Below are 25,935 nucleotides of genomic sequence, written 5' to 3'. Positions count from 1 at the left end.
TAGATGATTTTGTTTTTAGAGCTTTCTCCGTGAGCTCAGTGTGCTCCGTGGTAAAGTGCTCTTTTTTGGAATGAAAATTAACCGGGGGAGAAAACGCATGCGGAATAAAAATAAGTTTAAGCCAAGCATCTATCTTGCAGGACTGCTGGCAGTCTGCGTATTGCTGGGAGCAGCAAACAGGATTATGGCGGAGGCCAATTATGTTGCCGCGTTTTTGCAAAACGGTGTCGGCGGCCGGACAACCGGAATGGGAGACAATTATACGGCTGTGGCAACAGGTTCGTTTGGACAGCTTTACAACCCGGCCGGACTGGCCCTGGCCGAGACGCCGGCCCTGGGGTTTCAGTTTGACGGTACCGGCGGGGTTATCAGTCACAATGTGCTCTCCGGCATCATGCCGCTGGGTCCGGGTGCGCTGGGTGCTTTGTTTAATTTTTATTCCTACGGGGATTTTACGGAACTGGATTCTTCCGGTCAGCCAACAGGGAAAACCCTGAAGCCGTCCGATGTTCTGATTGATGTCGGATATGGTATGTCCCTGGGACCCAAATGGCGTACCGGTCTCAATGCCGGAATATTTGTCGAAAAGCTGGGTGAGATTGAGTACAGCGGTGTGGTCATTGATTTGGGCGGCAGTTTTGATCCGGCACCGGACTGGTCATTGTCAGCTGTGCTGAAAAATTTGGGAGCCAAGGTTGATGGATACACCCTGCCTTCGAGTCTGCGCATGGCCGGTGCGTTTTGGACTATCCAGCGCCGCTTACTTATTGATGCCGAGCTGGAGATGGTGTTTGGCAGTATTGCAGAATTCGGTATGGGCGCGGAGTACAGAGCTTGGGACTGGCTTGATATACGAACCGGATTCAAAGTTCCGCTTTCCGGTGATCAAGCCAGTAGTGTTGAGGGGATTGTTCTGGGTTTGGGATTCAATCTCGCCCAATTCGGGATTGATTTGACATTCATGAATCGTGGTGACTTTGGCAATGAGTTCGGTGTGGCGGTGGAATACTATTTCAACCAACCGCGGGTCAAACCCATTGCAAAAGCAACACCCAAACCAACCCCCACACCGTATCCCAAATATGTCTACAAACCGGAACCAAAAGATCGCCGCATGCAAGGAGAGAACCGGGAGCAAGCGGAATACCATTACAAGGCCGGGCAGGAGTATGAAAAATACGGACAGACGATTGATGCCATTATTGAATACAAAGCGGCATTGAAGCTTTTGCCTGCTTTTACCCGGGCACAAAAGGCACTGGCCAAGGCCAAGCAAAAAGCCCGGTCGCAAGTACTTGAAAAAGAACAGATGAAAACAGTTAAACCGGCAAAGAAAAACGCTTCTTTGCAGCAGTTAATCCGGAAGTATTATAACAAAGGCGAGAAAGCCTATAATATAAAAGACTATACACAAGCGATTAAGCAGCTCCAGCTGGTGCTGGAGTTAACCACCCAACACCGGAAGGCAACCGAGCTGTTGGGAAAAGCCAAGAAGGCTCTCAAGACAGAGATGGCGGCTTTGTCTGCGCAGGCATCCCGGGCAAGCGAAAAAGGTGATATTGTCGCAGAAGTGGATGCATATCAAAAGATGCTGGATTTGGACCCGGCTAATAAAATCGCCAAGGGAAAGTTGGCAGCTGCCAAACAGCGAATTCCCGAAGAGGTGGACCGGCTTTATAAACAGGGATTGAATCATTACGCCCGCCAGGAGTTGCGCAAGGCGCTGCATGCGTTTGAATCGCTGCTTAAATTACAGCCGGACCATGTGAAGGCCAGAGATGCGGTAAACAACATCAAAGAAAAGCTGGTCCAGACCGGGCAATAAGGAATGGTTTAAAGCAAAGCATCTTTGGTTTTAAAAGCAGGGACACGATGCATCGTGCCCCTGCTACAGACGCATTATAATGATTGCAAGAAAGGTTTGCTGAAATGAATAAAAATATCCAAAAAATCAATGAGCGGATCAAAGAGGAGAGCGCCTTTTTGGATAATATTCGCGCAGAGATGGACAAAGTGATTGTAGGCCAATCGGTGATGATTGAGCGCATGCTCATCGGGTTGCTGGCTGACGGGCATATTCTGATTGAGGGTGTACCCGGACTGGCCAAGACCCTGGCGGTGAAAACCCTGGCTGCCACGATCCGCACCAGTTTTCAGCGTATTCAGTTTACACCGGACTTGTTGCCGGCTGATATTGTCGGTACGCTGATCTATGATCAGAAAAAGCAGGAATTTATTCCAAAGCAAGGCCCGGTTTTTGCCAATCTTATTTTAGCAGATGAAATTAACCGCGCCCCGGCCAAAGTACAGAGCGCACTGCTCGAGGCCATGCAGGAGCATCAGGTGACCATTGGTGATACCACTTATCCGTTGGAAGAACCGTTTTTGGTTTTGGCAACCCAAAATCCGATTGAGCAGGAAGGGACCTATCCGCTGCCCGAGGCGCAGATTGACCGCTTCATGCTCAAGATTACTGTGGACTATCCGGAGATGGATGACGAGCTCGCCATTGTGCGCCGCCATTCCCGCGGCAAGGTGCGCGAAGTTACACCTCAGGCCACACCGGAACAGATCATCAAAGCGCGGCAGTTGCTCAAAGAATGCTATGTGGATGAGAAAATTGAGCAGTATATTGTTTCGTTGGTGATGGCGACGCGTCGTCCCGAAGAGTTCGGTTTGGCTGACTTGAAACCGCACATCCAGTATGGTGCCTCGCCCCGTGCGTCGCTGTTTATGTCTCAGGCGGCGCGGTCCCATGCTTTTTTGCGTCACCGCGGCTATGTCGCCCCAGAGGATGTTCAGGCGATTGCCCGCGATGTGTTGCAGCACCGGCTGATCCTGACCTACGAGGCCGAGGCGGAAGAAGTGACCTCTGAGCAGATCGTAAACCGGCTCCTGGAAAAAGTGGAGATTCCCTAAACATGGCAAGCGGGTGTTTGTTCTTATGAGCGAAGGCGGTGTTACACCCCAGGAGTTGATCAAGCGCGTTCGGCGTATCGAGATTGCCACGCGCGCCACAGTCAATCATATTTTTTCCGGCGCTTATCACAGCGTGTTTAAGGGCAAGGGCGTTGAGTTCAATGAGGTACGCAATTACCATCGCGGAGATGATGTGCGCACCATTGATTGGAATGTGACCGCCCGCACCGGCACACTGCATGTCAAGCGCTACAGTGAAGAACGGGAATTGACACTTATGCTCGCGATTGATGTTTCCGCATCCACAGCCTTTGGCTCAGGCTCACAGAGTAAAGCTGAGCTGGCTGCCGAAATTTCCGCCTTACTGGCTTTTTCTGCGATTAAAAATAATGACCGGGTCGGGTTGTTGCTTTTCTCAGACCGGCGGGAAAAATTCGTCCCGCCGCGCAAAGGACGCAAGCATGTCATGCGTATCATCACAGAAGTGCTTTCCCACAAAACGCTGCCTAGAAAAACCAATTTGAATTGTGCCCTGGAGTTTATGGCCAGGGGGTTGAAGCGGCGGAGCATTGTTTTTATGATTTCTGATTTTTATGCGCCGGATTTTACGACCTCACTCAAGGTTGCGCAGAAAAAACATGATTGTGTGGCAATCATTCTAAACGATAAACGCGAGTATGAGCTGCCGCCTCTGGGGTGGACCACATTGACCGATCCTGAAACCGGACAGGAAACCGAGGTGGATACCAGGGATATTTATGCGCGCCAGGAATATGAACGCTTCACCCGCGCCCGGGCCCGGGCTAGAGTGCATTATTTTGCCCAACATCAGGTTGATGCGATTGATCTTTTCACAGATCGTTCTTATCTTTTTCCTTTGATTAAATTTTTTCGTGCCCGCAAACAGAAAATGGCAGGGGTCTAGTGAAACGCAGGCATATGCATAACGCCCGGTTGCAGGTGGATGCGCTTCGACAAAAATTTTTCAGCATAGCCATATTTTTTACAGCAACACTGGCGGTGTGTCTCACCATCCGCGCCGGAGCTGCAGAAAATATTTGGGTCGATGCTGCGGTCAATACCCGGTTGGTTAAAACCGGCGAATTGTTCCGGTTTGTGGTTACCGCCGGGGCTAAAAACGGTATGGTTTATTTGCCGGGCAGAGGGGTGGTACTGCCCGATTGCCAGGTACTGAATTATCAGGAAAAAGACGTGAGCAAACGTCACGAGGGGTATCTTGCGGTTCAGGGAGTATACACTCTGGCGGCTTTTTCTTTGGAAGATATCATTATCCCTTCCCTGCCGATTAAAATTACCTGGCCGCAGGGTGATACCGCGACCGCCTATTCTGTTCCCATTCAGATCAAAATGCGCAGCATGTACCCGGAAGCGGGCTTGTCCCTCATTGATCCCCGCGCCCCGCGCCAGGCTCCTCGGATTTGGGAGCTGTTGGTTCTGGCGGGGTTTTGTCTGCTGCTGGTCGTTTGGATCATCCGGGGAAAGGCCGGGAGGCCTAAGAAGAGTGTCCCCAGGTTGCCGGCGCATATCGAGGCAATGCGTGGGTTGGAAAAACTGGGAAAATCAAAAATTGTAACGGAGGCCACGCGGAGTGATCAATACTTTACTGAGCTCTCCAGAATTATTCGTCACTACATTGCCAATCGTTTTCACTTTCCGGCATTGGAAATGCCGCGTACTGCAATTGTCAATGAACTCATCACGCGCGGGGTGGAGGCAAAACGCCGGGAGTTGATTAATCGGCTGCTCAAAGAATCCGATCTGGTAAAATTTGCGCAAGAAGCGGTTGATTATAAACGTGTGGCTGAGGCACACGGTTTGGCGCGTGAAATTATTATGCTGACCAAAGAACCGGATGAATCCGGACAAAAAGTTGGGCGTACATGAGTTTTTATTATCCGTTGGCATTGATTCTGTTGGCATTGATTCCACTGGTTGTTTTTTTGCGAAAACGCGGGATCGGCAAACCGGCGTCTATTCTTTATCCCGAGACTCAGGCAGTCAAAGATGTTTTTCGCGGCGGGCGCCGACCGGGAAGCGGGATGCGGGAGACGCTGCGTCTGATCGTGGTCGGTATGCTTGTCTTTGCTGCTGCGCGTCCGCAATTGGTACAAAATGTACAGCGCATTACGACCAGTGGTTTGGATATCATGTTGGCGCTGGATATCTCAGGCAGTATGTCGGCCCGGGATTTTGAACCGATGAACCGTCTCCAGGCAGCCAAGGCGGAATTACGCCGGTTTTTGACCAAGGAGAGCAATAACCGTCTCGGTTTGGTGGCATTTGCCGCTCAGGCGTTTACGGTCTGTCCCCTGACCCTGGATTATCAAGTTGTGCTCACACTGCTTGAGCACCTACAGATCGGTATGACATCTGACGGCACAGCGATTGGCATGGCCATTGCGGCATGTGCCAGCCGGTTGAAACAATCCGAAGCTGTTTCCAAAGTGATTATCCTGCTGACCGACGGCAGAAACAATGCCGGACGTGTGGATCCTTTGACCGCAGCAGAGATCGCCAGAGCCTTGGATATACGCATTTATACGATTGGTATGGGGCAGCCTGGGGGCGCGCCGATTGTTGTAAAAAAGGCCACCGGCGGCGAGACCATGCTGCTTAACCCGGATGGATCAGTGCACATGGAGGAAGTTGACGAAGAAACACTGGAGAAGATTGCAGCAGCCACCGGCGGAAAGTATTTCCGCGCCACGGACAAAAATAAGCTGCGCGAAATTTATACTGAGATCGGCCGGATGGAGTATTCCCGGGTTTCTTCAAAACGCTATACTGCCAAGCGTGATATTGGGCACATTTTTATTTTTTTGGCACTGCTTTTTATGATGATGGAATTGTTGGTGATCCGCACGATGGAGAGTAAACTGCCGTAGGTCGCGAAGCGACCGCAGGCGGTTTTGTAGGGGCGATTCATGAATCGCCCCTACGGAATATCAAATATCAGGTGAATTATGTTTCGATTTGCTTTTCCCATCATGCTGAATTTATTATGGGTCCTGCCGGCATTGGTGCTCGGGCTGGTCTGGGCCAATTTGCGTGAGCGTCGGCGGATGCAGCAGTTTTTCAGTGAACGTCTGGCCCGGACTCTGACCGGACAGAACAGTCCGGCCAAACGGCAGTTGGGCCGTATTGCCATTATCGCGGCGATTGCCATTATGATTGTCGGATTGGCCCGCCCCCAAGTGGCGCTTATGCGCACAGAGGTTAGTACTGAAGGGCTGGATATTATGTTTTTAATTGATACCTCGCGTTCCATGACGGTCCGCGATGTTTCGGGCGGTACGCGTCTGGAACGTGCCAAGCGTACTTTGTTTTATCTGGTTGACCAGCTCTCGGAGCACCGGATCGGGTTGCTTCCCTTTGCAGGCAATGCTTTTTTAAATTGTCCCACTACACGCGACACAGGCGCACTCAAGCTTTTAATCAATGGGCTGGATACAAGCACATTGCCGGTACAAGGAACGGATCTTGGCAATGCGCTGGAAGAGGCATTGGCGGCTTTTCAACGGACCGGAGCACAACATCGGGCGATTGTGGTGATTAGCGATGGAGAGAATTTTGGACGCGCCCCGCTTCCCAAAGTAAAGGAAGCTTCTAAAGAAGGTATTCGGACCTATTGTCTGGGCGTAGGGTCAGCCGAAGGTGCGCCGATGCCGCCGCGCTGGGAGGTGTCGAAAAAAAGACCGGCACAAGCAAAGTCTTCCTCAAAACAGATTACGCGTTTGGATGAAATTATTTTGAAAAAAATGGCACTGGTAGGCGGCGGGACTTATGCCCGCCTAAGTCCGGGAGGAAAGGAAGCGGATGTCCTGGTCGCCGAGCTCAATAAACTTGAAAAAATTGAGATGTTTTCCGAGCGGCATCAGACTTGGGAAGATTACTATCCGGTCGCCGCGCTGTTGGCACTCCTGTTCTTGCTGTTTGAGCTGCTTATCGGGCGGCGTAAAGGGAGGCCCAGGCTTGCGAATCTAATCCGTCTTTTTAAACGGACCGGCGCGGCAATCCTGGTGAGTGTTTGTTTGGCATCACTTGCGCAAGCCGCAGCCCAAAAAGAGATCAAGCAGGGATTGGACGCCTTTAAACGTCAGGACTTGATCGCAGCGGAACGGCATTTCAATGAGGCGCGTCAAGCCAATGCGGGTGATGCGCTGGCAGAATATAATCTCGGGTGTGCTCAGTTGGGGCAGCATAAATATTCGCAAGCCTACAAAGCGTTCATACGCGCGCTCCCCAGCGCTTCCGGTGCGCTCGAGCAGGACAATTGGTACAATTTCGGCTATACCGCTTTTTATCTGGGAATTAAGCAGGGCAAGGCGGAAAAGTGGCAGGAAGCGGTAGACGCGTTTAAAAAATGCTTGCTGCTGGATCCCCAGGATGATGATGCACGTTACAATCTGGAATTGATTCTGCGGGAAATAAAAAAGCGCACCAAGACGCTCTCGAAACGCGAGGAACAGTCCCAAGGCACGGACAAAGGCAAGGCGCCGGGCAGCGGCGCAGATAAGCCCGGATCTGACCGGCAAAGTTCTTCGGGCCGCCGCAATGATGATGCGCCGCCGAATGAGGAGCAGGAGAAGACCTCGCAGCGCAAGGAGCAAAAGGGAAAAACATCTACGTCTGATCAGCAACCCGGACGCAAACAAAAAGGCATGTCGCAGGAGGATGCGCTGCGCGCGTTGCGCTCTTTGGAGGCGGAGGAGAGTACGGTGCAGAAAAACAGTCCCAAGGACGACAAACAGATGAATGAGTACAAAGGCCCGGATTGGTAAAAACAAAACGACTTACCACGGAGCGCACGGAGATCACGGAGAAGGGCAAGATCAAAATCTACAGAGAGTAAAATCAAAGGCATAAAGCGGCTCACCACGGAGAACACGGAGCTCACGGAGAAAGGCAAAGGCAGATAAGGTAAGGTCAAAAGCGCAAACAAAAAATGTTATCGCTTTTTATGGTTTAATTCTAAATAGTATTTATATTTTTTGCAATTGATCTTCTCCGTGATCTCCGCCGGTCCTACGAATCTGCTGCTTTAATATCAAAGAGTAGGGTGTTCTCCGTGGTGAGAAAGCCTTTAAGGAGGAGTTTGATGAGACAGGCCACGCGGGAAATTAAAGATAAAGCAGTCTTGGAAGTGATTATGCAAAAAGCGGAGGTGTGCCGCCTGGCAATGACGGTGGATGATATTCCGTATATTGTGCCCATGAATTTTGGATATGCAGACAATACACTGTATTTTCATTGCGCAGCCAAGGGAAAAAAAATTGAGATGCTCTGCAAAAATGATACGGTGGCATTTGAGATCGAAGGGGAGACCGGGATTATTCGGGGTGATGAACTCGCCTGCAAATGGAGCGCACGCTATCAGAGCATTGTCGGTCTGGGCAAAGCGCGTTTCATAAAGGATGCGGCGGAAAAATTGGCAGCCCTGAAAATTATTATGGCACATTATACCGACCAGGGCGATCAGCTGATTTTTGCTGAAAAACCGGTGGAATTGGTGTGCATATTTTGTGTTGAGATCACCCAAATGACAGGGAAGCAGTCCCAGGATTACGTCACAGAATAAGCCTGCTTGACAGTAGTGAAGATTTTTTTAAAATAAGAGAAAAGAGACAGGCTGTGGAAAAAATCTTTCTGCGTTGTTTGTATTCTATTAAACGACAGCGGATAGAGGAAAGGGCTTGGCGGGTTTTTATTCGACCTGCATTGTGGTGAAAGCATGTCAGGAAAAGCAACCCGGTTTAAAACACCGGCGATTTTTATTCGCGCCATAATCGCCAATTGCTGGAGTCAGTTCTCGATAGGTCTCTACAGTATTCCTTGTATTGTGGTAAGTCTGTTTTCGCGCAATGCGGCCTATGCAATCGGCCGTCTTTGGAGCAGGCACGTTTTAGCGGTGGGTGGTGTGCGTCTGGAAATCCGGGGCAAGGAAAATCTGGACCCAACAAAAGAATACACATTTTTGAGTAATCATCAAAGCCAGCTGGATATCATGGCGTTGATGAGTGGGACACCCCGGCGTTTGGCGTTTCTTGCCAAAAAGGAACTTTTCCGGACACTTTTTTTTGGATGGGGGATTACAGCACTGGGCATGATACCGATTGATCGCCGCAGCCCGCGACGGGTGCGTGAATCATTTACCCGGGCAGCCGAGCGGGTACGCGCGGAACCGTTTTCTCTGCTGATTTTTCCTGAAGGGACGCGCAGCCCGGACGGGCGCCTCCAGGCTTTTAAACAGGGAAGCTTTACTTTAGTGTTGGAGGCCGGTTTGGAAGTGGTGCCGGTGTCTATTCAGGGGAGCCATCGGATTTTACCCAAGGGTGTGTTTGGTATGATTCCCGGAACCATTACCCTCACCTTCGCCAAACCATTTGATCCCCGGAAATATTCTGCGCAGCAGAAACAAGAAATTTCCCGTGAGGTGTATGCGCAGATTACGGCCATGGTGCAGCACCCTCAGGAGACGCAGGCACAGGATTAGGCGGAAGCGGTAAAAAGACGGTTCCCTTAAGACAGGTCTCTGCATATAATCATAGAATACGGAAGCAATTCATTCGGGCCGGCTGGTTCAAAAATTGAGGATCATTTGAAAAAAAAATTGATTTTATTGTGTATGCTCGCGGCTGGTTTTTCAGGGATCGTTTGCTTGGGCGCGACCGAGGAACAACCGGCATCGCCTGCTTGGGGTGGTCAGAAAGTCAAACGTGTCTACAGCTCGGAAAAGGCGCAAGCACTGTTTGAGCAGCAGGTACTGGAGCGCAGCGCGGAGGGCGAGGAAGAATTAGAGACCCAGCCGCTGTTGGACAGCAGCGGCGGCGGGGAGATTTCGGAGGATGATTACCAGCAGCAAGGACTGAAGCGTACCCGGCCCATACACAGCAAGAAATCCAAAAAATATGGCTATCAGGAACCTGAACAAGATCCGTCAACGCAGCAAGCACCCCGGCGGCCGGTCCTGTTTCAGGAAGTTGTGGTTGAGACCGATCTGGAGACCGAACCCATGGTGGATAGCCGGGAGCAGATAGAGCAGCTGCATACGCTTGAGGCGAGACTGGATCGCAGCGAGACCCATTTAGATGAAAGCTTTACACTGATTTTAGAAATCATGGTGTCAGACATCAATGCTTTGCATCCCATTCAACTGCCGCCGATGGCGGATTTGAATTTGATTAATACCTATGCAAGTGATTCGAGTGCAGTTCTAAATGGGAAAATTTGGAGTGTGCGCACGGTGCAGTATGTTTTTGTTGCCAGGCGGACAGGAGCCCATCAAATTCCCGCCATTATGATCCACTTTGACGGGAAAAAATATTTTACTGAAAAAACGAGTATCGAGGTGAAAGGCACACGCTCCGGCATCCGCTATTATGGACCGCTTTCCGGCAAGGCGTATCAAATCGATGAAATTATTGAGAGCGCACCCGATGTGGGCAAAGCGCGTAAAGATGAGGTCGATATTACCGCGGGGATCAACCGGGAAAAAAGTTACGTTAATCAGCAGGTTATTTTAACCGTGCAGCTCAAGTATAGTTTGGATAAGCACACGGATATGTCCTACCGTCCGCCGCAGTTGACCGGCTTCATTACCGAGGAACTCCCGGAGGCCAAGACGGAGGAGCGCATTTCAGGGGAGAAAAAAAGTGATATTGATCGCCGGTATCGGACCGCACTTTTTCCGGTACGGCACGGAAAAGTGGTGGTGGATGTTGCCGAGGCGGTCTTTGTCAGGAAACGCCAGAAGCGTTCCTTTTTAACCGAATCCATCGTGCTGCAGGTATTGCCCCTGCCGGAGGATGTCCGTGGATTTATTCCAGCCGACAGGCGGGGTTTGGTGGGACAATTTGACATGACCGCACGCCTGGACAAGGATACCGCGGAAGTGGATGCACCCATCCGATTAACCCTGACACTGCGCGGCAAGGGAAATTTGTCCAGCGTACCGGAACCGGTGATTTCCCGGGCAGAGGACTTTCGTGTTTACCTGGAAAATAAAAACGTGGCGATTGAGACAACCGGGGAGGGTGTCTCGGGGGAGAAATTGTTTACCTATTTGGTTATTTTTGATAAACCGGGTCAGGCTGATTTGGGACATGCCATCATACGTTTTTTTAATCCGGACCGGGAAGTATGGGAAAGCGCAATTGCCAAAATTCCTGTCGTGCAGGTTGCTCCGCGCCCGTTTAAGGAAATTGAAGTGATTTCTGAAGATCCGCAGATCATCCCGCTTGAGCTGCGTCCCAATCATGGTGGTGCGGCGGTTTTGAAAAAACCGGTTCACTGGGCGGTGGTCAAGTTGTCGTTCTGGTTGTTTCAGGGAATTGGACTGCTGCTTATCGCGCTGATATTGGTCGGCCGCCGTCTGTATAAACAGGCGCTCAAAGATGCGGAGGTTATCCGCATTCGTAAAGCCTATGCCGGCGCAAAAAAATCATTGCGCCGTCTCAAGCGGCTGATGCACCGTCAGGCGGACAAGGAATTTTATAACGGACTGGCCAAGACCGCTTCAGAGTACCTTTCGCTTAAATTTGAATCACCCAATGTCTATATTGGGGTCGAGAGTATGCCCGATTATTTTGAGCATTTTGGCATTCCTGAAGTGCTGCATACACGCTTCAAGGCCGCCCTGACCGCCTGCGAATATGTCCGCTATGCTGCCGCAGTTTTGCCGAACAGAGATAAACAAGCGCTTTACCGGGATGTGAAAAACGCAATCCGGGATTTTGAAAAATATTGGGTGGCACGCAATCGCAAAAAAGCACACCGCCTCAATCCTACAGTCGCTGCAATTTTACTGCTTTCAACCGGCCTGGGTGCGGCAGGTCCTGCATTGGCAGGTGATGAAGAGGTGCGTTTCTGGCGCGCCAACACCTATGCTGAAAACAATGATTTGGCTAAGGCGGAAGGAGAGTATAAGCAGGTGCTGGCGATGGGGGTTGAGGATGCAGATGTTTATTATAACCTCGGGAATACGTATCTCCGTCAAGGGAAGACCGGTTTGGCGATCATGGCGTATGAGCGGGGATTAAAGATTCGGCCGCGGGACAAAGACTTGAAGTACAATCTTTATCAGGCGGAAGAGCAGGTCTACCTACAAAATGCGCTGCCCCGCAAACGCGGTCCGGGGACGCGTTTTTTCACTATTTACCGGAGCCTGACCCCCAATGAATTAATCGGGAGCGCTTCGGCAAGTTATTTTATTGCCGTGATTTTCCTGGTTCTGTTATTATTGTGGCCGGTACGTTTACAGCGGCTGCGTCTTTTGATGTGGGTGGCGGCCGTGTTTGCGGTTTTATGCACGGGCTGGAGCATCACACGGCAGTATGAATCCAGGTGGTTTAAGCAGGGCGTGGTGATGACCAAGACCACCGAAATTTTCAGCCGCCCCTATGCCAATGCGGATATGCTTTATACTATTCCGGAGGGTATGCGGGTACAGGTCAAGCGCGAGGAAGAGGCTTGGGTTGAGGTGTTTTTTGAACCGCATCGGCACGGCTGGGTACAGCGCGCGACGTTAAGTTTTATTGAATAGGAGGACAGGATGTTGAAGGACAGACAAAACCAGGCGCTGCTTCAGGTGGCCGAGCAAATGATTCTGGCGGCCCACACCGCTCCCAAAGGCCGCGGTCTGGATAATTTGGAGATGGCGGTTTTAGAGCGCAAAGATATTGAGATGCTGGCAGATGAGATGGCGCGAATCAGTCAAGAAAAAAAGGTACCCTCGTTTTTGCGTGACGCCGAAAATTTGCGCGACCATGTCCACATTGCGGTATTAATCGGCACTAAAGTTGAACCGCTCGGATTGAAATATTGCGGCTTATGTGGTTTTGAAAACTGCGATGCCAACCGCCGGGCCGGGGCGGTCTGTGCGTTTAATACCGGTGACTTGGGCATTGCCATGGGGTCTGCGGTATCTGTGGCAGCCCAATGCCGGGCGGACAACCGGATTATGTACACCCTGGGGATGGCAGCGCTCTCCAGGCAAGTGCTGGGTCCGGAGGTAAAGATCGCCTACGGGATTCCCCTGACAGGTACCGCCAAGAATCCATTTTTTGACAGGAAGTAAAATATTTGACCATGTTAAGAACACTAGTTATACTGTTTTTTTTTGTTGCGTAACTCGGACAACATGTTTCTATTTAATATGGACGTCCAGCGGATGCTGGGCGCCCCCTTCGGGAAGCTCAGACAAGACGCACTTCGAAAAAACAGTATGACTGGTGTTCTTAACTAAACAATAAATTTAGGTAAAAAAAGAAGTCTCGATCTGTATAAGTTTGGAAGCAATGTTTTTAGATAACAAGTATGAAGGGAATAGAAAGAACATGAAAGTGGGTATCATCATTTCAAGTAATGACGCGGAGACATGCTGGAATGCTTTGCGCTATGGAAATTTTGCGCTGGCGCAAGCGGATGAAGTGAAAGTGTTTTTCATGGGCAAAGGGGTGGAATATCAGCAAATCAGCATAGAAAAATTCAACACAATCGAGCAGGCGGAAAAATTAATCCGGACCGGCGGCAAGATTTACGCATGCGGTAGTTGTATCAAGTCCAGGGAGCAGGCCGGCTCGGAAATGTGTCCGATCTCGACGATGAAGGACATGTATGATATTGTAAAAGAAAGTGATCGCATTGTTACGTTTTGATTTTGGAGGTAAAACATGCAATATGTGTTGATTGTTTTTATTATAGGATTTCTTATTTTCGTGCACGAGTTGGGGCATTATTTGGCCGCCCGCGCAATCAAGATTCCTATTGAAATTTTTTCAATTGGTTTTGGACCCAAATTCTGGTCATGGAAAAGGGGCAGCACTGAATTTCGTATTTCGTGGATTCCTTTGGGCGGATATGTGCTCCCGGCCCTGGCGTCTGAGGAAGACTATTTTAAAATTCCGGTTCGTCAGCGCTTTGTGTTTTCATTGGGCGGACCACTGGCAAATCTTATTTTACCGGTTTTTCTTTTCGCGATTGTGAATGCCATGAAATCAGGCATTAGCATATCCGGCTTATTTATTAAGCCCTGGGAACAGACCGTTGCTCATTTTATGCAAATCCTTAATGCGTTGCCGATGTTATTCACACATCCGGATAAATTAAGCGGCGTAGTGGGAATTGTTTCTCAAGGCGGTGCATTTATTGGAAAGAATTTGTCTAATGGATTAATGTTTACGATTATTATCAGTCTCAATCTGGCGGTGCTCAATTTATTGCCGATTCCTGGACTGGATGGCGGAAAAATTTTTATGTCCCTATTGGAAAAAATTCATCCCAAGGCGGTACGCTGGCAGATGCCTATCACAGTTGCCGGACTGGCACTGCTTTTTGGTTTAATGATTTATGTGACTGTGTTGGATATTCAGAAGTTTTTTATCTGATTTCATATTTTTTGCAAAAGAATTGGATTGTGCTTTGGTCCGGCAGTGCGTATAGTGATAATAGTTACGAATAAACGCTATAGAGAAAGACCGGACTATGGAAAAAATTGCGATTGTTACAGACAGCACGAGTGATTTGCCGGATGAGATATTAAAGCAACACGAAGTTTATCGTGCGCCGCTCAAGGTCTATTTCGGGCAGGAGGAATACTGGGACCGCGAGACCATCACGCCGGAGCAATTTTTTATTAAACTAGAGAGCACCAAAACTTATCCGCGCACCAGCCAGACTACTTCCAAACGTTTTTTTGAGCTTTTTCAGGACTTGGTCCAAAAAGGCTATACACATATTTTATGTATTCTCATTTCAAGCCAAATTTCCAAGACGGTTGAGACGGCCCAATTTGCTTCCAGTATGATCTCACATGCAGAAGTCAGGATTATAGATTCTAAGCTGACAAGTTACGCCATGGCTTTTCTTGCGCTGTATGCCCGTGATCTGGCCAATCGCGGCCAGGGGATGAATGAGATTGCCGAACAGGTGGTCGCGCGCATTCCCAAGGCACAGCTCCTTTTCTCGGTGGATAATCTTGATGCGCTGGAGCGTGGCGGCCGGATTGGCAAGGCGAGCGCTTTTTTTGGCAATTTGATGGGAGTTCGTCCTATTTTGGCGATCACTGGCGGGCACGGTAAAATTGAGGTAGTGGACAAAGTGAAATCCACGCAGGCGGCCAATGAGGTTATTGCCAAACTGACGAAGCGGCACGCGGATATGCACGGGATTATTCAGGGTATCTGTATTATGCACACCGTACGCAAAGAAAACAGCCAAGCACTTAAACTGGCGCTTATCGACCAGGGCCTCAATTCCAGCCGGATCGCGATCCGCGAGGTCGGCGCGGTCCTCGGCACTCATCTCGGCGACAAAAGCTGGGGCCTGGCGATCTGCTAATTACGGGTAAAAAGGCAAACAACCTTCCACGAATTTTACGAATAAAATTTAATATGTTAGCCGTGAATTCCCCGGAGTTCAAGCCGGGGATGAAACGGAATAGTAATAATGATTTTTTACAGATCATATCCAAATCCCCGATCTTCAGAGCGGGGAAATTGAATAATATTTTCAATTAGTTTATTTTTACGATTCGTGATTATTCGCGGAAAATAAAGTCTTAATGTTTTTGAGTACGCCAGCGGCGCCAGAGAATTTGTACCACAGCAGTTAACGGAACAGCCAGCAGCACACCAAAAATCCCCAGGATCAGTCCCCAAAAGAAAAAGGATACAATCACCAGAAGCGGATGGATACGGAGTTTATCACCCAATATTTTAGGTTGAAACACAAGCCCTTCTAATATTTGAATCAGAATCCAGACCCCGACCATACCGATTAAATAGCCCCAATGATGGTGTGTGGTCCAGGCAAAGACCAGCGGTGGAATAAACCCCAGCGCAGGACCGAGGTAAGGGATGAAGCTCATGAGTCCCACGAAGAGACCGAGCCAAAAAGCGTGGTTGATTCCCATGAGCCAAAAAGCCAGAAAAGCGGTCAGGCCGATACAAACGGCAATGAGAAATTGGCCCTGGATGAAATTCTTGAGCACCCACCACAGCTCTTGCCAAAAAGTCATATGTGTTCTTGGATCATGTTCTGTCATGGATACCACCCGATAGGAAAAAATTCACCGCTGAGACGCTGAGGTCGCGGAGTAAAAATATAGTGTCGAATTTTTGAAATGAATTCATATTTTTAAATAGCATAGATAAAGTTATGTTTTTATCCCGCTTTGGAGCTTTTTCTCTGCGTGCTCAGCGTCTCAGCGGTGAATATTTGATTGGACACGCAGACGGCGTCTTGTAAGCTTTATCTCAGCGATGGTCCATGCTTTTTTTTGCCTTTTCAATCATTTCAAACAAGGAAACGGTTTTGGGTTTGGGCGGCGCATCCAGCGTGTTTAGTTGATCCGGGGTATAGTTTTTTTCCAGATAATCCTGAATGGGCAGACGTTCAAACCAGCAGTTGCGGATATGACGGCAGAGCGTGTTGTCTGCCTGGGTCCGGCAGTATTTGAACACCACAGGATGCCCGAGCAATTTGCAGCGGGCCTCCTGGGTGTCATAGCGCTCAAGCACGGAAATTACCACTTACCGCTTTTGGCGGTGGATGCTTTGGGGAATTTTTCCAGCGGTGTCAGAGACTTTTTTAGATCTTCATCCAACAGGGAGGAATTGGTCAACTTGCCCTGTAAATAAGCATCATAACCCGAAAGATCCATAAGCCCGTGTCCGCTCCAGTTAAAGACAATAACCTTTTCTTTGCCTTCCTCTTTGGCCTTTTTGGCTTCTTCGACAACCGCCGCGATGGCATGACTGGTCTCCGGTGCAGGGATGAAGCCTTCGGTCCGCGCCCACATCACAGCAGCTTCGTAGCACTCGAGCTGGTCATAGGACTTAGGTGTGATTAGCCCCTCGTTTACAGCTTGGCTTACCAGCGGTGACATACCATGGTAGCGCAGCCCACCCGCATGGATGGGTGCCGGGATAAATTGGTGTCCCAATGTATACATCGGAAGCATCGGCGTCATCTTAGCCACATCACCAAAATCATACGCGAAAGGACCCCTGGTCAGGGTTGGACAGGAGGTCGGCTCAGCGGCAATCACCTCAATGTTTGTGCCATTGATTTTGTCATTGATAAAAGGAAAGCTCAGTCCGGCAAAGTTGCTCCCGCCGCCGGCACAACCAATGACGATATCCACTTTATCCTCATTGATCTTGGCAAGCTGTTTTTTCGCTTCCAAGCCGATGATGGTCTGATGCAGCATCACATGGTTGAGCACACTGCCTAACGCATAGCGGGTCTGGCCGCTTTTATCCGTCACAGCTGCTTCGATCGCTTCACTGATGGCAATTCCCAAACTACCCGGAGTGTTCGGCATTTTTTTGAGAATCTCACGCCCCGCATTGGTTTCTTCGCTGGGGGAGGCGACACAGTTGCCTCCCCAGGTTTCCATCATCATTTTCCGGAAGGGTTTGTGATCAAAGCTGATGCGCACCATATAAACTTTGCACTCCAGGCCAAGCAGGGAGCAGGCAAAGGAGAGCGCACTGCCCCACTGGCCCGCGCCGGTCTCGGTGGTGAGACGTTTGATGCCGAATTGTTTGTTATACCAGGCCTGGGCGACGGCGGTGTTGGGCTTGTGCGACCCGGCCGGGCTCACACCCTCGTTTTTATAATAAATTTTGGCCGGTGTGCCCAAAGCTTTTTCCAGGCGCTTGGCGCGGTAGAGCGGCGAAGGCCGCCACATGTAGAGCATTTCCAGAATTTCTTCCGGGATATCAATCCAGCGTTCTTGTGACATTTCCTGTTCGATCAAATTCATGGGAAAAACCGGAGACAGTTTGTCCGGGGTGAGCGGGTTGCCATCCGGGCCGAGCGGCGGCTGCATGGGTGTGGGCAGGTCTGCGGCAAGGTTGTACCACTGGCGTGGAATTTCATCTTCGTCTAGAAAAACTTTTAAGCTCATGAAGTCCTCCTTGGAATAAAGTGCATTGAATCGCAGGGTGAGTATGGTCGGTAATTGGAATATGATAAGCCATAACCTAAGGAAATGGAACCCCAAAAACAAGGGGGGGCATGCCCGCAAGCGGGATGGAGGCGGCCGGCCGCCCGGTATCAAACAGGATATGAAAAAGTTTGGACAACGGTAATTTATCCTATATGATGTTGGATAGCCGGATGATTCTGTATCCGGCCTGCAAACAGACAGTCATGGTCGATGAAATGTTGAATCAACACAGGGATGGATTATGCGGCAATGGAATTTAATCATATAAAAGCAAAGGTCACGGAAATCTATACGATACTGGCACCTTATGTCGGCAGGCTTATGCTTGAGCAGATGAAGGCGTGTTTGCCGATTATCATTTATTTGATTTTTTTCCTGTTGGTTGTTTTTCGCGGCACGATGATCAACCCCCTTCTTTTCATTCCCGGGATTGTCTTTGTTCTGATCGGGCTCATGTTTTTTATGGAAGGCCTTAGGTTGGGATTGATGCCTTTTGCCGAGACCATTGGAAACACATTGCCGAAAAAAGCCACGATTTATATACTTCTGGGATTTACGTTTCTGGTCGGCATTGGGGCCACACTTGCAGAACCGGCCATCGGGGTTTTGAAATCCGTGGGGAATTCGGTGGATCATCTACGGGCACCGGTGCTGTATGATTATCTCCAGAATCATACCAAAACGCTGGTGATGATGGTCGCCATGGGTGTTGGTGTGGCTACGATTTTAGGTGTACTGCGTTTTTTAAAAGGCTGGTCACTTAAAGTCCTGATTTTTCCCATACTTTCCACGGTTCTGATTCTGACGGCATTTGCCCACTGGGTCCCTGATCTCCGCTCCCTGATCGGTTTGGCCTGGGACTGCGGCGGGGTGACCACCGGGCCGGTTACGGTTCCCTTGGTTTTGGCGCTGGGGATAGGTGTTTCGCGGGCCAGAGGCGCCTCCGATACCGGGATGAGCGGTTTTGGTGTGGTCACCCTGGCCAGTTTGTTTCCCATTTTTTTTGTGCTGATTTCCGGAATCTTTTTGTATTATACCGGCGCCATTGACCTGTCTGTTACCAAAACGGTGAGTGCGGGCGGCGGGACTGCGGTGATAACTGTTTTTGCCGATGCGATTTATTACGCTGCTCGGGCGGTTATTCCACTCATGCTTTTTCTTTATCTGGTGCAAAAGGTTATCCTAAAAGAGGTGATTTCGAACAGTCACGAGATATTGGCGGGGATTGTATTCTGCCTGATTGGAATGGCGGTATTTAATTTAGGGCTGGGATTTGGCCTGGTACCCTTGGGAGAAAAAGTCGGCGCGGCCGCGCCAAATTCATTTGTTCCCCCGGAAATGTTTTACGGAGCAAACTGGGGAAAAGTCGTTGTGATTCTTTTTGCTTTTTTTCTTGGATATGGAGCGACCCTGGCCGAACCGGCGTTGAATGCGCTGGGGATTACCGTGGAAAATGTCACGCAAGGCGCATTTAAAAAATATTTGTTGATCCACAGCGTGGCATTTGGCGTGGGTTGCGGGATTGCGCTGGGTGTCACCAAAATGATGTTTGATATTCCACTGGCATATTTATTGATTCCATTATACGTATTTTTGATGCCGGTGACATTTGTTGCTTCAGAAAAATTTGTCAATATCGGTTGGGATAGTGCAGGGGTGACCACCGGGCCGATCACGGTTCCTTTGGTGCTTGCCATGGGTTTGGGAGTCGGCAGCGCCACCTCGGCGCTGGACGGGTTTGGCATCATTAGCCTGGCCAGCGTCTTTCCGATTATCGTTGTTTTAACACTTGGAATTATTATTGAAGGCACAGAAAAAAAATCGAGCCGGGAGGGCTGAAATGGCCAAGCAGGACATTAAATATAATTTAATTACATGTATTGTTCAGCGGGGAAAAGCGGATGCGGTTTGGAAAGCCGCCCAAAAGGCCGGTGCCGGCGGCGTGACCATCCATTTTGCCCGGGGGAAAGGTGTTCGGGAAAATTTGGGGATACTGGGGATTGCGATTTCGCCTGAAAAAGAAGTGCTGCAACTGGTTGTGGCGGAAAAACAGACGGATGCCATCTTTGATGAAATTGTCAAAGCCGCCAAATTGGACACACCGGGGATGGGATTTGCCTTTGTGCAGGAAGTACGCCGGGTGGTGGGTTTTTTCCACAAGAAGAAAAAACAGCAAGTGTCGTGAATAGACACGCTTATCATTAGAGGGAAAAACCCTGAGTATTTGTACATCGATATTCCAATAAACCGCCAAGCGCAACACCGGCTTCAATAAGGACGCAGTGATGATTGAATTAGAAAATATTTCAAAAATTTGTTCAAAAAACAAAGTGCTCAACAAGGTATCGCTTATGATCGCGGCCGGCTCTTTGGAGAATCTGGGCAGATGCTTGGGCGGCGGCACAAAGTCACTTGAAGAAATATTTTTAAGGTCCTCGAGAAATGATGGCTACCTTCTCAAGCAGGGCATGATTTGAAGGTGGTTATTCAGGAAGGCCGAATTCAAGGGTTTCTGAATGATGAACGCTATGTTGATTATGAATGGAAATAGACCATAAACGGAAAAATCGGGTTATGGTCAAAAGCGGACAGCTATGTGTTTTTTGATGATTTTATGATTCAGGAAAACAAATAGACGAACCAGTTAGTTTTATGAGTATGGTTATGTGCATTAGTGCAAACTTTCGTGAGTAAAAATGTAAATATGAAGACCGTCAATCATTCTGTTTTTTCACAGTGCATTTTGTTTGAGCTTCCCGAAGGGAACGAATTTTGTATTTTTTCATTCATCGCCGGTATATTTTTATGTCGCATGCGTTTAATAAAAAAGGCTCTCAAGTTCCCCAAAAAGAGATTGCAAAAGCCATTGATAACCGGAGAAAAGTCAGGGAGGCCATTGGTCGCGGCGAACTTAAATTTGAATAACCGGTATGTCAAGGCAAAGTAGAAATGTCCTATTATGAGCAAAGTAGAAATGTCCTATTATGAGCAAAGTAAGAATGTCCTAATTTAAGAAGTATACTGAGCCGGAACCTCCTTTAAAGTAATAGGATCAATAACAGGCATAAAAGGTAAATTCTTTTTGTTTTTATTATTGGGTTGAAGATGTTTGTGAGTAACATCCATGAATTTGAGAGACTTGTCCTTGTGAAAAACGGCAAGAGAGCTGTTACAAAATAAATGAACCATAACCTGTTTTGCAATGGTGGGAACAGCGAGTTGAAGAATTTTGTTTTCGTAGCGCACAGTGAAATCTTTAGCAACAGAGCGTTTTTCCTGGATACAAAGAAATTTATTGAGTGTTGAGACCGGGAGAGCGCCTCTGTGCAAATCGGTCTGATTAGCCGGTGCAACAGCAAATCGGCGGTTATGGTCTTTCAGAAAGCAGGTGTCCAAAAAAGCGTTGGCTTCTTTGATGGAAGAAACATTTAAGCGATGAAGTTTTTTGACAAGCCTGTCTTGAAAAGTCTGGAAAGTCCGTTCGACACGCCCTTTGGCTTGAGGAGAATAAGCCGGGATATAGTTAACCGATAATTGATTAAGTGCACGACTGAATTGTGTGTCGGCGCGCACCCCGGCCAATTGTTCTTCAATAGAAAGCTTTTTGTTGTTATTTCTATAAGTGCTGTGAAGATCAGCATAAATGGCCATAGGAATACCATATCGTTGAATATAACGACGAAAGGAATCCATGGCAGGGATAGTTCCTTCATAAGTGTAGAAGCGGGCATAAACGTTGGAAGAGGCGTCGTCAATGTAAAGCATAAGGACACAGTAGCCTTCAGTGCCGTCAAACCACTGATGAACAGAGCCATCAAGTTGAACAAGTTCGCCGCGATGAAGTTTCCTGGGTTGTTTGGTTCTGTGTTTGAGCCTTTTTTTTCGAACAGTCCAGAGATTGTTCTTAGCAAGAATACATCGAACAGACTCTTTGCTGAGGGTAATATTATAATCAGAAGCAAGTTTTTCGGTGAAAAAGGTAGGCTTATAGCCTGAAAAATTCTTTTGATAGATGTAAACAATGGATTTCTTGAAATGATCGGAAAATTTTCTATTAGAAGATTTGCCGCGCAGTTGATGAACGAGTCCGCGTTCTTCCAGCAGACGATAATTTTGTATGATTCGTCTAAATTGGCGCTCGGTTATGTCTAATAAATCGGCTGCCTGGGCTTGAGTCATAAGTTTTTCATCAGCTTTTTTGATTAAATGCAGTTTTTTGAGTTCTTTAGTGCTCATGGGGATAATATTTTTTCGCATAGCCAACTTCCTTTCGTGGATAAGTTGGCGATAGTATAAAACAGGACATTTCTATTTTGTCAGAATAGGACAGTATCATTTTGCTGCGACAGGGTTGGGTTTTAACAATTGACACTTTTTGCCAGGATTGCTATGTTTATACTGCAAAGCAAATTACTATCAGTTAAAATTTATTTTTGCAGCTACTTGTTTTCATATAATTATTAATATTATGATGTTTAATCCCGGAGTAGAAGATGGAATCACCTGGGATGAAAAACTAATAATAGCGGGAGTATCTGTTGGGATATGGATAATAATTTTAAAAAAGCGGGAAAAAGGACAAGCTATTGCCAACACAGAATAAGCTGCATTAAAACGCGGTTTATTCAAACCGTTAGCAGTAATATTAAATAACAAAATTATTAACTTGAACAAGGAGAAATTCAAATGAAAACAAAATTAATCCTAATGCTGACAATGCTTATTGCATTGACAAGTGTAAATCTTTTTGCACAAAAGACAACAGATATTGCACCTGTTTATCCTGGCAGCAAGGTTGTTTATGATGACGATATTGGGTATGACGTATTTTATATTTGTCCGGGTAAAACCTCTGATGGCAAGATTGAAGCTAAAAAGATTGAAGGGTATATTCGTCATAGATTTTGTTATGCTCCGGGAAAACGTTCGCCTTTGGAAATAATAAAAAATTATGAAGAAGCAATATCCAAAAAAGGTGGCAGTGTATTACCCTCGTCTAATACCAATGAGTGCATAAAAGCTTTTATGAAAAAGGGGCATCCTCGTCATGGTATGCAAAATTATGAATATATGCAATTGCCCAACAGAGCTTATAATTATTTTTCCGGGAAAATACCTACAGACACATTTGATTATTATGTATTTGTTGTTGCGGGAAAGGTAGATCAAAAAGTGGTATATTCATTGGTGACTATTAAAACAAAACCAATGGACAAGGGAATGATATCGCTTGATAATTTAGATGATGGTATGTCAACAAAGGGTCATATTGCCGTGTACGACATCCATTTTGACACAGGTAAATCTGAAATAAAGGGAAAATCTGCCGATGCTTTAAAAACTATAGCTGAATACTTAAATGCACATTCAGATAAACAATATTTGATTGTTGGTCATACAGATAATATCGGCGATTTTAAAGCGAACATAAAACTTTCAACTGAAAGAGCAAACGCTGTGGTAAATGAGTTAATAGTAAAATATGGCGTTAATAAAAAACAGTTGAAGTCTTACGGAGTTGGCCCTGCGTCTCCTGTAGCGCGAAATTCATCAGACAAAGGAAAAGCAAAAAATAGACGAGTAGAAATAGTTGAGCAATAAAAATACTACTGCCAACACGCAATATAGCAAATTGCGGAGCCAACTGATTATTAGAACTTTGTGATTCGTATCAACTTCATTAACAGGTTGATAAGAAATCGTTCCGAAATCCGCAACTTGCCATATTGCCAACATTGGGTACAAGTAAAGAACTTATAAATTATATTAATGAAATGGATGATCTGGAGTGTACCCCTGTAGCTGGACAACTTTAGCCTGAAAATTAGTGTGCCTGTCCGATATAATGGGGCCAATCCCCGGAAGGAGTCGGACAGATGAAGAAACAGTATCGCCATTTTGAAGAAGATTTCAAGAGAAATTTGATTGTCAGGATCGACAGCGGTGGTTTGACGAAATCGCAGGCAGCGCGGGAACACAACTTGGCTGGCTCGGTCATAGATCGTTGGCAGCGGCAAATTCACGATGGAAGCATGCGTGTGCATCCCACGGTCAACGAAAAAAAGATGATGCACGAACTGGATATGTACAAGAAAAAAGTTGGAGAACTAAGCCTCCAGATTGACCTTTTAAAAAAACTCAACGAGACCTCAGCGTCCATGAGAAGGTCGAGTGGGTACGTCGTCACTGGCGGGAACACGGAACGGTCCGGAAAGGATGCGAAATGATGGGTTTGAGCGCATCTACGTATTATTATCGGCCCTAAATATCCCGAGTCCTGCGGGATGAGGCCGAGGCGGAATTACGGGATAAAATCGAACAGTTGCAGGCCGAATATTCCTGCTTCGGCCATCGGACGCTCAAGGTCCAGTTATGGCGCCAATACGGATTGGTGGTGAATAAAAAACGACTGCTGTGAATCATGCGGGCGCATAACCTGTTCCGGCAGGTAAAGAAGCGGTTTATCACAACCACGGATTCGAATCACAAGTACCCGGTATATCCAAATCAGCTCAAAGGTCTGGAAGTGACCGGTATCAATCAAGTGTGGGTTTCAGATATTACGTATATCCGGATTTTGACCGGCTTCGTTTATCTGGCGGTTATTTTGGATATTTTCTCGCGGCGAGTGGTGGGTTGGGCAATATCCAAGAGCATTCGGCACGAATTAACCGTGGCGGCTTTACAAATGGCCATTCAAATGCGAAATCCTGACCCTGGCATCATCCACCATTCGGACCGGGGTGTGCAGTATGCGTGCAACGATTACGTGGAGATTTTGAAAAATCACCAGTTTCAGATCAGCATGTCGGCTGCCGGAAATCCGTATGACAATGCGTTTGCGGAATCCTTTATGAAAACATTAAAAAACGAAGAAGTTCATCTTTGCCAGTACGAGAGTTTTACGGATGTGGTGGAACGAATCCCGCAGTTCATCGAAGCCGTTTATAATCAAAAACGTGTTCACTCCGGTATTCAGTACTTGCCGCCAGCAGAGTTCGAGGCTATATTACAGGACAAGAAGCGAAAAGCATCACTAGGACAGGACAGGTCGTCCTAACTTTGGCCAAATAATTCTCCAGTTATGGGGTGCACTCCACTGTGTTTGAGCCTCTTTTTTCGAACAGTCCAGAGAGTGTGTTCAGCAAGAGTAATCTGAACAGACTCTTTACTGAGGGAAATATTAAACTCAGAGGCAAGTTTTTCGGTGAAAAAGGTAGGCTTATAGCCTAAAAAATTCTTTTGATAGATGTAAACAATGGATTTCTTGAAATGATCGGAAAAGTTTCTATTAGAAGATTTGTCGCGCAGTTGATGAACGAGTCCGCGTTCTCCCAGCAGACGATAATTTTGTATGATTCGTTTGAATTGGCGCTCGGTTATGTCTAATAAATCGGCTGCCTGGGCTTGAGTCATAAGTTTTTCATCAGCTTTTTTGATTAAATGCAGTTTTTTGAGTTCTTTAGTGCTCATGGGGATAATATTTTTTCGCATAGCCAACTTCCTTTCGTGGATAAGTTGGCGATAGTATAAAACAGGACATTTCTATTTTGTCAGAATAGGACATTATCATTTTGCTGCGACAAATTTGAATAACCGGTATTGACAGAACACCTTATAAGGTGTATGCTTGCGGTGGGAAAGGCGGGCGAATTATGAAGATCATTAAGCATAAAGATATTCTTGAGAAAGAACTGAAAAACAGAACATTTAGAAAAATTTATGAAGAAGAACTGGTCATGGCCGAAGTGGCGGTTAAAATTGCTGTGCTGCGCCGCAAACAGCATTTAACCCAAAAGGCATTGGCGAAGAAATTACATACCACCCAGCAGACTATTTCCAAATGGGAAAACGCCAATTATGAAAATATCGAGGTTCGGTCATTACAGAAAATTGCCAAAGCACTCAATGCCAGACTGAAGATTGAGCTTATTTCCAAACGAGCAACGACGGTTAGAGTTTAAATTCGAAAACCGATTATAATGGGTGGAAAAAATAGTTGCTCCAAATAATGGACGCTTGATATATTGAAAATGAGTTTA

26 protein-coding genes are annotated in these 25,935 nt (G+C 47.5%); 21 read left to right on the top strand and 5 right to left on the bottom strand.

The genetic code is table 11. From position 1 onward, the window contains the following. The first annotated feature begins 97 nt into the window (after positions 1-97). The 13 genes from K8S19_03385 to K8S19_03325 all read left to right on the top strand — a co-directional run bounded on the left by K8S19_03385 (position 98) and on the right by K8S19_03325 (position 15,276). The gene (locus K8S19_03385; GenBank protein ID MCD4812720.1) at positions 98-1,825 is read left to right on the top strand and encodes a PorV/PorQ family protein; all 1,728 of its coding nucleotides are present in this window, start codon (positions 98-100) and stop codon (positions 1,823-1,825) included. Between the two features lie 104 nt (positions 1,826-1,929). Beyond that, positions 1,930-2,919: a MoxR family ATPase gene (locus K8S19_03380; GenBank protein ID MCD4812719.1), complete on the top strand. Its 990-nt coding sequence runs from the start codon at positions 1,930-1,932 to the stop codon at positions 2,917-2,919. 25 nt (positions 2,920-2,944) lie between these two features. Next, complete coding sequence (locus K8S19_03375; GenBank protein MCD4812718.1) at positions 2,945-3,844, top strand: DUF58 domain-containing protein; 900 nt, start codon at positions 2,945-2,947, stop codon at positions 3,842-3,844. Then, positions 3,844-4,824 (top strand): hypothetical protein, encoded by a 981-nt coding sequence (locus K8S19_03370; GenBank protein MCD4812717.1) that lies wholly within the window; start codon positions 3,844-3,846, stop codon positions 4,822-4,824. The genes K8S19_03375 and K8S19_03370 overlap by 1 nt, the downstream gene beginning before the upstream one ends. Continuing rightward, positions 4,821-5,825 (top strand): VWA domain-containing protein, encoded by a 1,005-nt coding sequence (locus K8S19_03365; GenBank protein ID MCD4812716.1) that lies wholly within the window; start codon positions 4,821-4,823, stop codon positions 5,823-5,825. The genes K8S19_03370 and K8S19_03365 overlap by 4 nt, the downstream gene beginning before the upstream one ends. A gap of 78 nt (positions 5,826-5,903) precedes the next feature. Then, positions 5,904-7,721, top strand: coding sequence for a VWA domain-containing protein (locus K8S19_03360; GenBank protein ID MCD4812715.1), 1,818 nt, complete (start codon positions 5,904-5,906; stop codon positions 7,719-7,721). A gap of 317 nt (positions 7,722-8,038) precedes the next feature. Further along, entirely contained in the window at positions 8,039-8,518 is a 480-nt protein-coding gene (locus K8S19_03355; protein ID MCD4812714.1) for a pyridoxamine 5'-phosphate oxidase family protein, read from the top strand. A gap of 153 nt (positions 8,519-8,671) precedes the next feature. Beyond that, positions 8,672-9,433, top strand: a complete 762-nt coding sequence (locus tag K8S19_03350; protein ID MCD4812713.1) for a 1-acyl-sn-glycerol-3-phosphate acyltransferase — start codon at positions 8,672-8,674, stop codon at positions 9,431-9,433. A gap of 105 nt (positions 9,434-9,538) precedes the next feature. After that, the gene (locus tag K8S19_03345) at positions 9,539-12,481 is read left to right on the top strand and encodes a BatD family protein (protein ID MCD4812712.1); all 2,943 of its coding nucleotides are present in this window, start codon (positions 9,539-9,541) and stop codon (positions 12,479-12,481) included. A gap of 9 nt (positions 12,482-12,490) precedes the next feature. After that, positions 12,491-13,015: a DUF2148 domain-containing protein gene (locus K8S19_03340; GenBank protein ID MCD4812711.1), complete on the top strand. Its 525-nt coding sequence runs from the start codon at positions 12,491-12,493 to the stop codon at positions 13,013-13,015. 259 nt (positions 13,016-13,274) lie between these two features. Continuing rightward, positions 13,275-13,595 carry a DsrE family protein gene (locus K8S19_03335; protein ID MCD4812710.1) on the top strand — a complete coding sequence of 107 codons (321 nt, stop codon included), beginning with the start codon at positions 13,275-13,277 and terminating at the stop codon, positions 13,593-13,595. Between the two features lie 15 nt (positions 13,596-13,610). Next, positions 13,611-14,324 (top strand): site-2 protease family protein, encoded by a 714-nt coding sequence (locus K8S19_03330; GenBank protein MCD4812709.1) that lies wholly within the window; start codon positions 13,611-13,613, stop codon positions 14,322-14,324. A gap of 97 nt (positions 14,325-14,421) precedes the next feature. Continuing rightward, a complete protein-coding gene (locus K8S19_03325) occupies positions 14,422-15,276 on the top strand; it encodes a DegV family protein (protein MCD4812708.1) in 855 nt (284 codons plus the stop codon). Positions 15,277-15,496: 220 nt separating this feature from the next. Here the strand turns inward: K8S19_03325 and K8S19_03320 are convergent, their stop codons facing one another. From K8S19_03320 to K8S19_03310, 3 genes are all read right to left on the bottom strand, one after another. After that, a complete protein-coding gene (locus K8S19_03320) occupies positions 15,497-15,982 on the bottom strand; it encodes an AI-2E family transporter (GenBank protein MCD4812707.1) in 486 nt (161 codons plus the stop codon). A gap of 211 nt (positions 15,983-16,193) precedes the next feature. Beyond that, positions 16,194-16,418 (bottom strand): hypothetical protein, encoded by a 225-nt coding sequence (locus K8S19_03315; GenBank protein ID MCD4812706.1) that lies wholly within the window; start codon positions 16,416-16,418, stop codon positions 16,194-16,196. A gap of 44 nt (positions 16,419-16,462) precedes the next feature. Then, positions 16,463-17,851, bottom strand: coding sequence for a TrpB-like pyridoxal phosphate-dependent enzyme (locus tag K8S19_03310; GenBank protein MCD4812705.1), 1,389 nt, complete (start codon positions 17,849-17,851; stop codon positions 16,463-16,465). A gap of 339 nt (positions 17,852-18,190) precedes the next feature. Here K8S19_03310 and K8S19_03305 point away from each other — a divergent pair, with 339 nt between their 5' ends. The 4 genes from K8S19_03305 (at position 18,191) to K8S19_03290 (ending at position 20,818) form a co-directional block, all read left to right on the top strand. Further along, positions 18,191-19,732: a DUF1538 domain-containing protein gene (locus tag K8S19_03305; protein MCD4812704.1), complete on the top strand. Its 1,542-nt coding sequence runs from the start codon at positions 18,191-18,193 to the stop codon at positions 19,730-19,732. A gap of 1 nt (position 19,733) precedes the next feature. Continuing rightward, on the top strand, positions 19,734-20,078 hold the full coding sequence (locus tag K8S19_03300) for a P-II family nitrogen regulator (GenBank protein ID MCD4812703.1): 345 nt from the start codon (positions 19,734-19,736) through the stop codon (positions 20,076-20,078). 100 nt (positions 20,079-20,178) lie between these two features. Continuing rightward, the gene (locus K8S19_03295) at positions 20,179-20,370 is read left to right on the top strand and encodes a hypothetical protein (protein ID MCD4812702.1); all 192 of its coding nucleotides are present in this window, start codon (positions 20,179-20,181) and stop codon (positions 20,368-20,370) included. A 295-nt stretch (positions 20,371-20,665) separates the two neighbouring features. After that, on the top strand, positions 20,666-20,818 hold the full coding sequence (locus K8S19_03290; GenBank protein MCD4812701.1) for a type II toxin-antitoxin system RelE/ParE family toxin: 153 nt from the start codon (positions 20,666-20,668) through the stop codon (positions 20,816-20,818). Between the two features lie 84 nt (positions 20,819-20,902). On the opposite strand, the gene K8S19_03285 is transcribed toward K8S19_03290, so the two are convergent. Beyond that, a complete protein-coding gene (locus tag K8S19_03285; GenBank protein MCD4812700.1) occupies positions 20,903-22,150 on the bottom strand; it encodes an ISNCY family transposase in 1,248 nt (415 codons plus the stop codon). 429 nt (positions 22,151-22,579) lie between these two features. Here K8S19_03285 and K8S19_03280 point away from each other — a divergent pair, with 429 nt between their 5' ends. The 3 genes from K8S19_03280 (at position 22,580) to K8S19_03270 (ending at position 24,953) form a co-directional block, all read left to right on the top strand. Beyond that, complete coding sequence (locus K8S19_03280; GenBank protein ID MCD4812699.1) at positions 22,580-23,494, top strand: OmpA family protein; 915 nt, start codon at positions 22,580-22,582, stop codon at positions 23,492-23,494. A gap of 275 nt (positions 23,495-23,769) precedes the next feature. Further along, on the top strand, positions 23,770-24,120 hold the full coding sequence (locus K8S19_03275) for a hypothetical protein (protein MCD4812698.1): 351 nt from the start codon (positions 23,770-23,772) through the stop codon (positions 24,118-24,120). Positions 24,121-24,314: 194 nt separating this feature from the next. Further along, on the top strand, positions 24,315-24,953 hold the full coding sequence (locus K8S19_03270; protein MCD4812697.1) for an IS3 family transposase: 639 nt from the start codon (positions 24,315-24,317) through the stop codon (positions 24,951-24,953). On the opposite strand, the gene K8S19_03265 is transcribed toward K8S19_03270, so the two are convergent. Continuing rightward, positions 24,950-25,387 (bottom strand): helix-turn-helix domain-containing protein, encoded by a 438-nt coding sequence (locus K8S19_03265; GenBank protein MCD4812696.1) that lies wholly within the window; start codon positions 25,385-25,387, stop codon positions 24,950-24,952. The two genes, K8S19_03270 and K8S19_03265, sit on opposite strands and share 4 nt — an antisense overlap. A gap of 161 nt (positions 25,388-25,548) precedes the next feature. On the opposite strand from K8S19_03265, the gene K8S19_03260 reads away from it, so the two are divergent. Next, positions 25,549-25,857 (top strand): helix-turn-helix transcriptional regulator, encoded by a 309-nt coding sequence (locus K8S19_03260; GenBank protein MCD4812695.1) that lies wholly within the window; start codon positions 25,549-25,551, stop codon positions 25,855-25,857. Positions 25,858-25,935: the final 78 nt, after the last annotated feature.

The sequence above is a fragment of the bacterium genome, from assembly GCA_021108215.1.
Taxonomy (GTDB): Bacteria; Oederibacteriota; JAAXVQ01; order JAAXVQ01; family JAUVAV01; genus JAIORK01.
Note: the sequence above shows the minus strand (reverse complement) of the source record. Positions and strands in the feature narration are given on the sequence as shown.

Coding starts and splice junctions, on each gene's coding strand:
- K8S19_03275 (MCD4812698.1), top strand. CDS start 23,770: ATGAAGAAACAGTATCGCCATTTTGAAGAAGATTTCAAGAGAAATTTG.
- K8S19_03375 (MCD4812718.1), top strand. CDS start 2,945: ATGAGCGAAGGCGGTGTTACACCCCAGGAGTTGATCAAGCGCGTTCGG.
- K8S19_03330 (MCD4812709.1), top strand. CDS start 13,611: ATGCAATATGTGTTGATTGTTTTTATTATAGGATTTCTTATTTTCGTG.
- K8S19_03335 (MCD4812710.1), top strand. CDS start 13,275: ATGAAAGTGGGTATCATCATTTCAAGTAATGACGCGGAGACATGCTGG.
- K8S19_03310 (MCD4812705.1), bottom strand. CDS start 17,851: ATGAGCTTAAAAGTTTTTCTAGACGAAGATGAAATTCCACGCCAGTGG.
- K8S19_03340 (MCD4812711.1), top strand. CDS start 12,491: ATGTTGAAGGACAGACAAAACCAGGCGCTGCTTCAGGTGGCCGAGCAA.
- K8S19_03360 (MCD4812715.1), top strand. CDS start 5,904: ATGTTTCGATTTGCTTTTCCCATCATGCTGAATTTATTATGGGTCCTG.
- K8S19_03285 (MCD4812700.1), bottom strand. CDS start 22,150: ATGCGAAAAAATATTATCCCCATGAGCACTAAAGAACTCAAAAAACTG.
- K8S19_03385 (MCD4812720.1), top strand. CDS start 98: ATGCGGAATAAAAATAAGTTTAAGCCAAGCATCTATCTTGCAGGACTG.
- K8S19_03260 (MCD4812695.1), top strand. CDS start 25,549: ATGAAGATCATTAAGCATAAAGATATTCTTGAGAAAGAACTGAAAAAC.
- K8S19_03320 (MCD4812707.1), bottom strand. CDS start 15,982: ATGACAGAACATGATCCAAGAACACATATGACTTTTTGGCAAGAGCTG.
- K8S19_03380 (MCD4812719.1), top strand. CDS start 1,930: ATGAATAAAAATATCCAAAAAATCAATGAGCGGATCAAAGAGGAGAGC.
- K8S19_03355 (MCD4812714.1), top strand. CDS start 8,039: ATGAGACAGGCCACGCGGGAAATTAAAGATAAAGCAGTCTTGGAAGTG.
- K8S19_03365 (MCD4812716.1), top strand. CDS start 4,821: ATGAGTTTTTATTATCCGTTGGCATTGATTCTGTTGGCATTGATTCCA.
- K8S19_03350 (MCD4812713.1), top strand. CDS start 8,672: ATGTCAGGAAAAGCAACCCGGTTTAAAACACCGGCGATTTTTATTCGC.
- K8S19_03265 (MCD4812696.1), bottom strand. CDS start 25,387: ATGCGAAAAAATATTATCCCCATGAGCACTAAAGAACTCAAAAAACTG.
- K8S19_03270 (MCD4812697.1), top strand. CDS start 24,315: ATGCGGGCGCATAACCTGTTCCGGCAGGTAAAGAAGCGGTTTATCACA.
- K8S19_03280 (MCD4812699.1), top strand. CDS start 22,580: ATGAAAACAAAATTAATCCTAATGCTGACAATGCTTATTGCATTGACA.
- K8S19_03295 (MCD4812702.1), top strand. CDS start 20,179: ATGATTGAATTAGAAAATATTTCAAAAATTTGTTCAAAAAACAAAGTG.
- K8S19_03300 (MCD4812703.1), top strand. CDS start 19,734: ATGGCCAAGCAGGACATTAAATATAATTTAATTACATGTATTGTTCAG.
- K8S19_03325 (MCD4812708.1), top strand. CDS start 14,422: ATGGAAAAAATTGCGATTGTTACAGACAGCACGAGTGATTTGCCGGAT.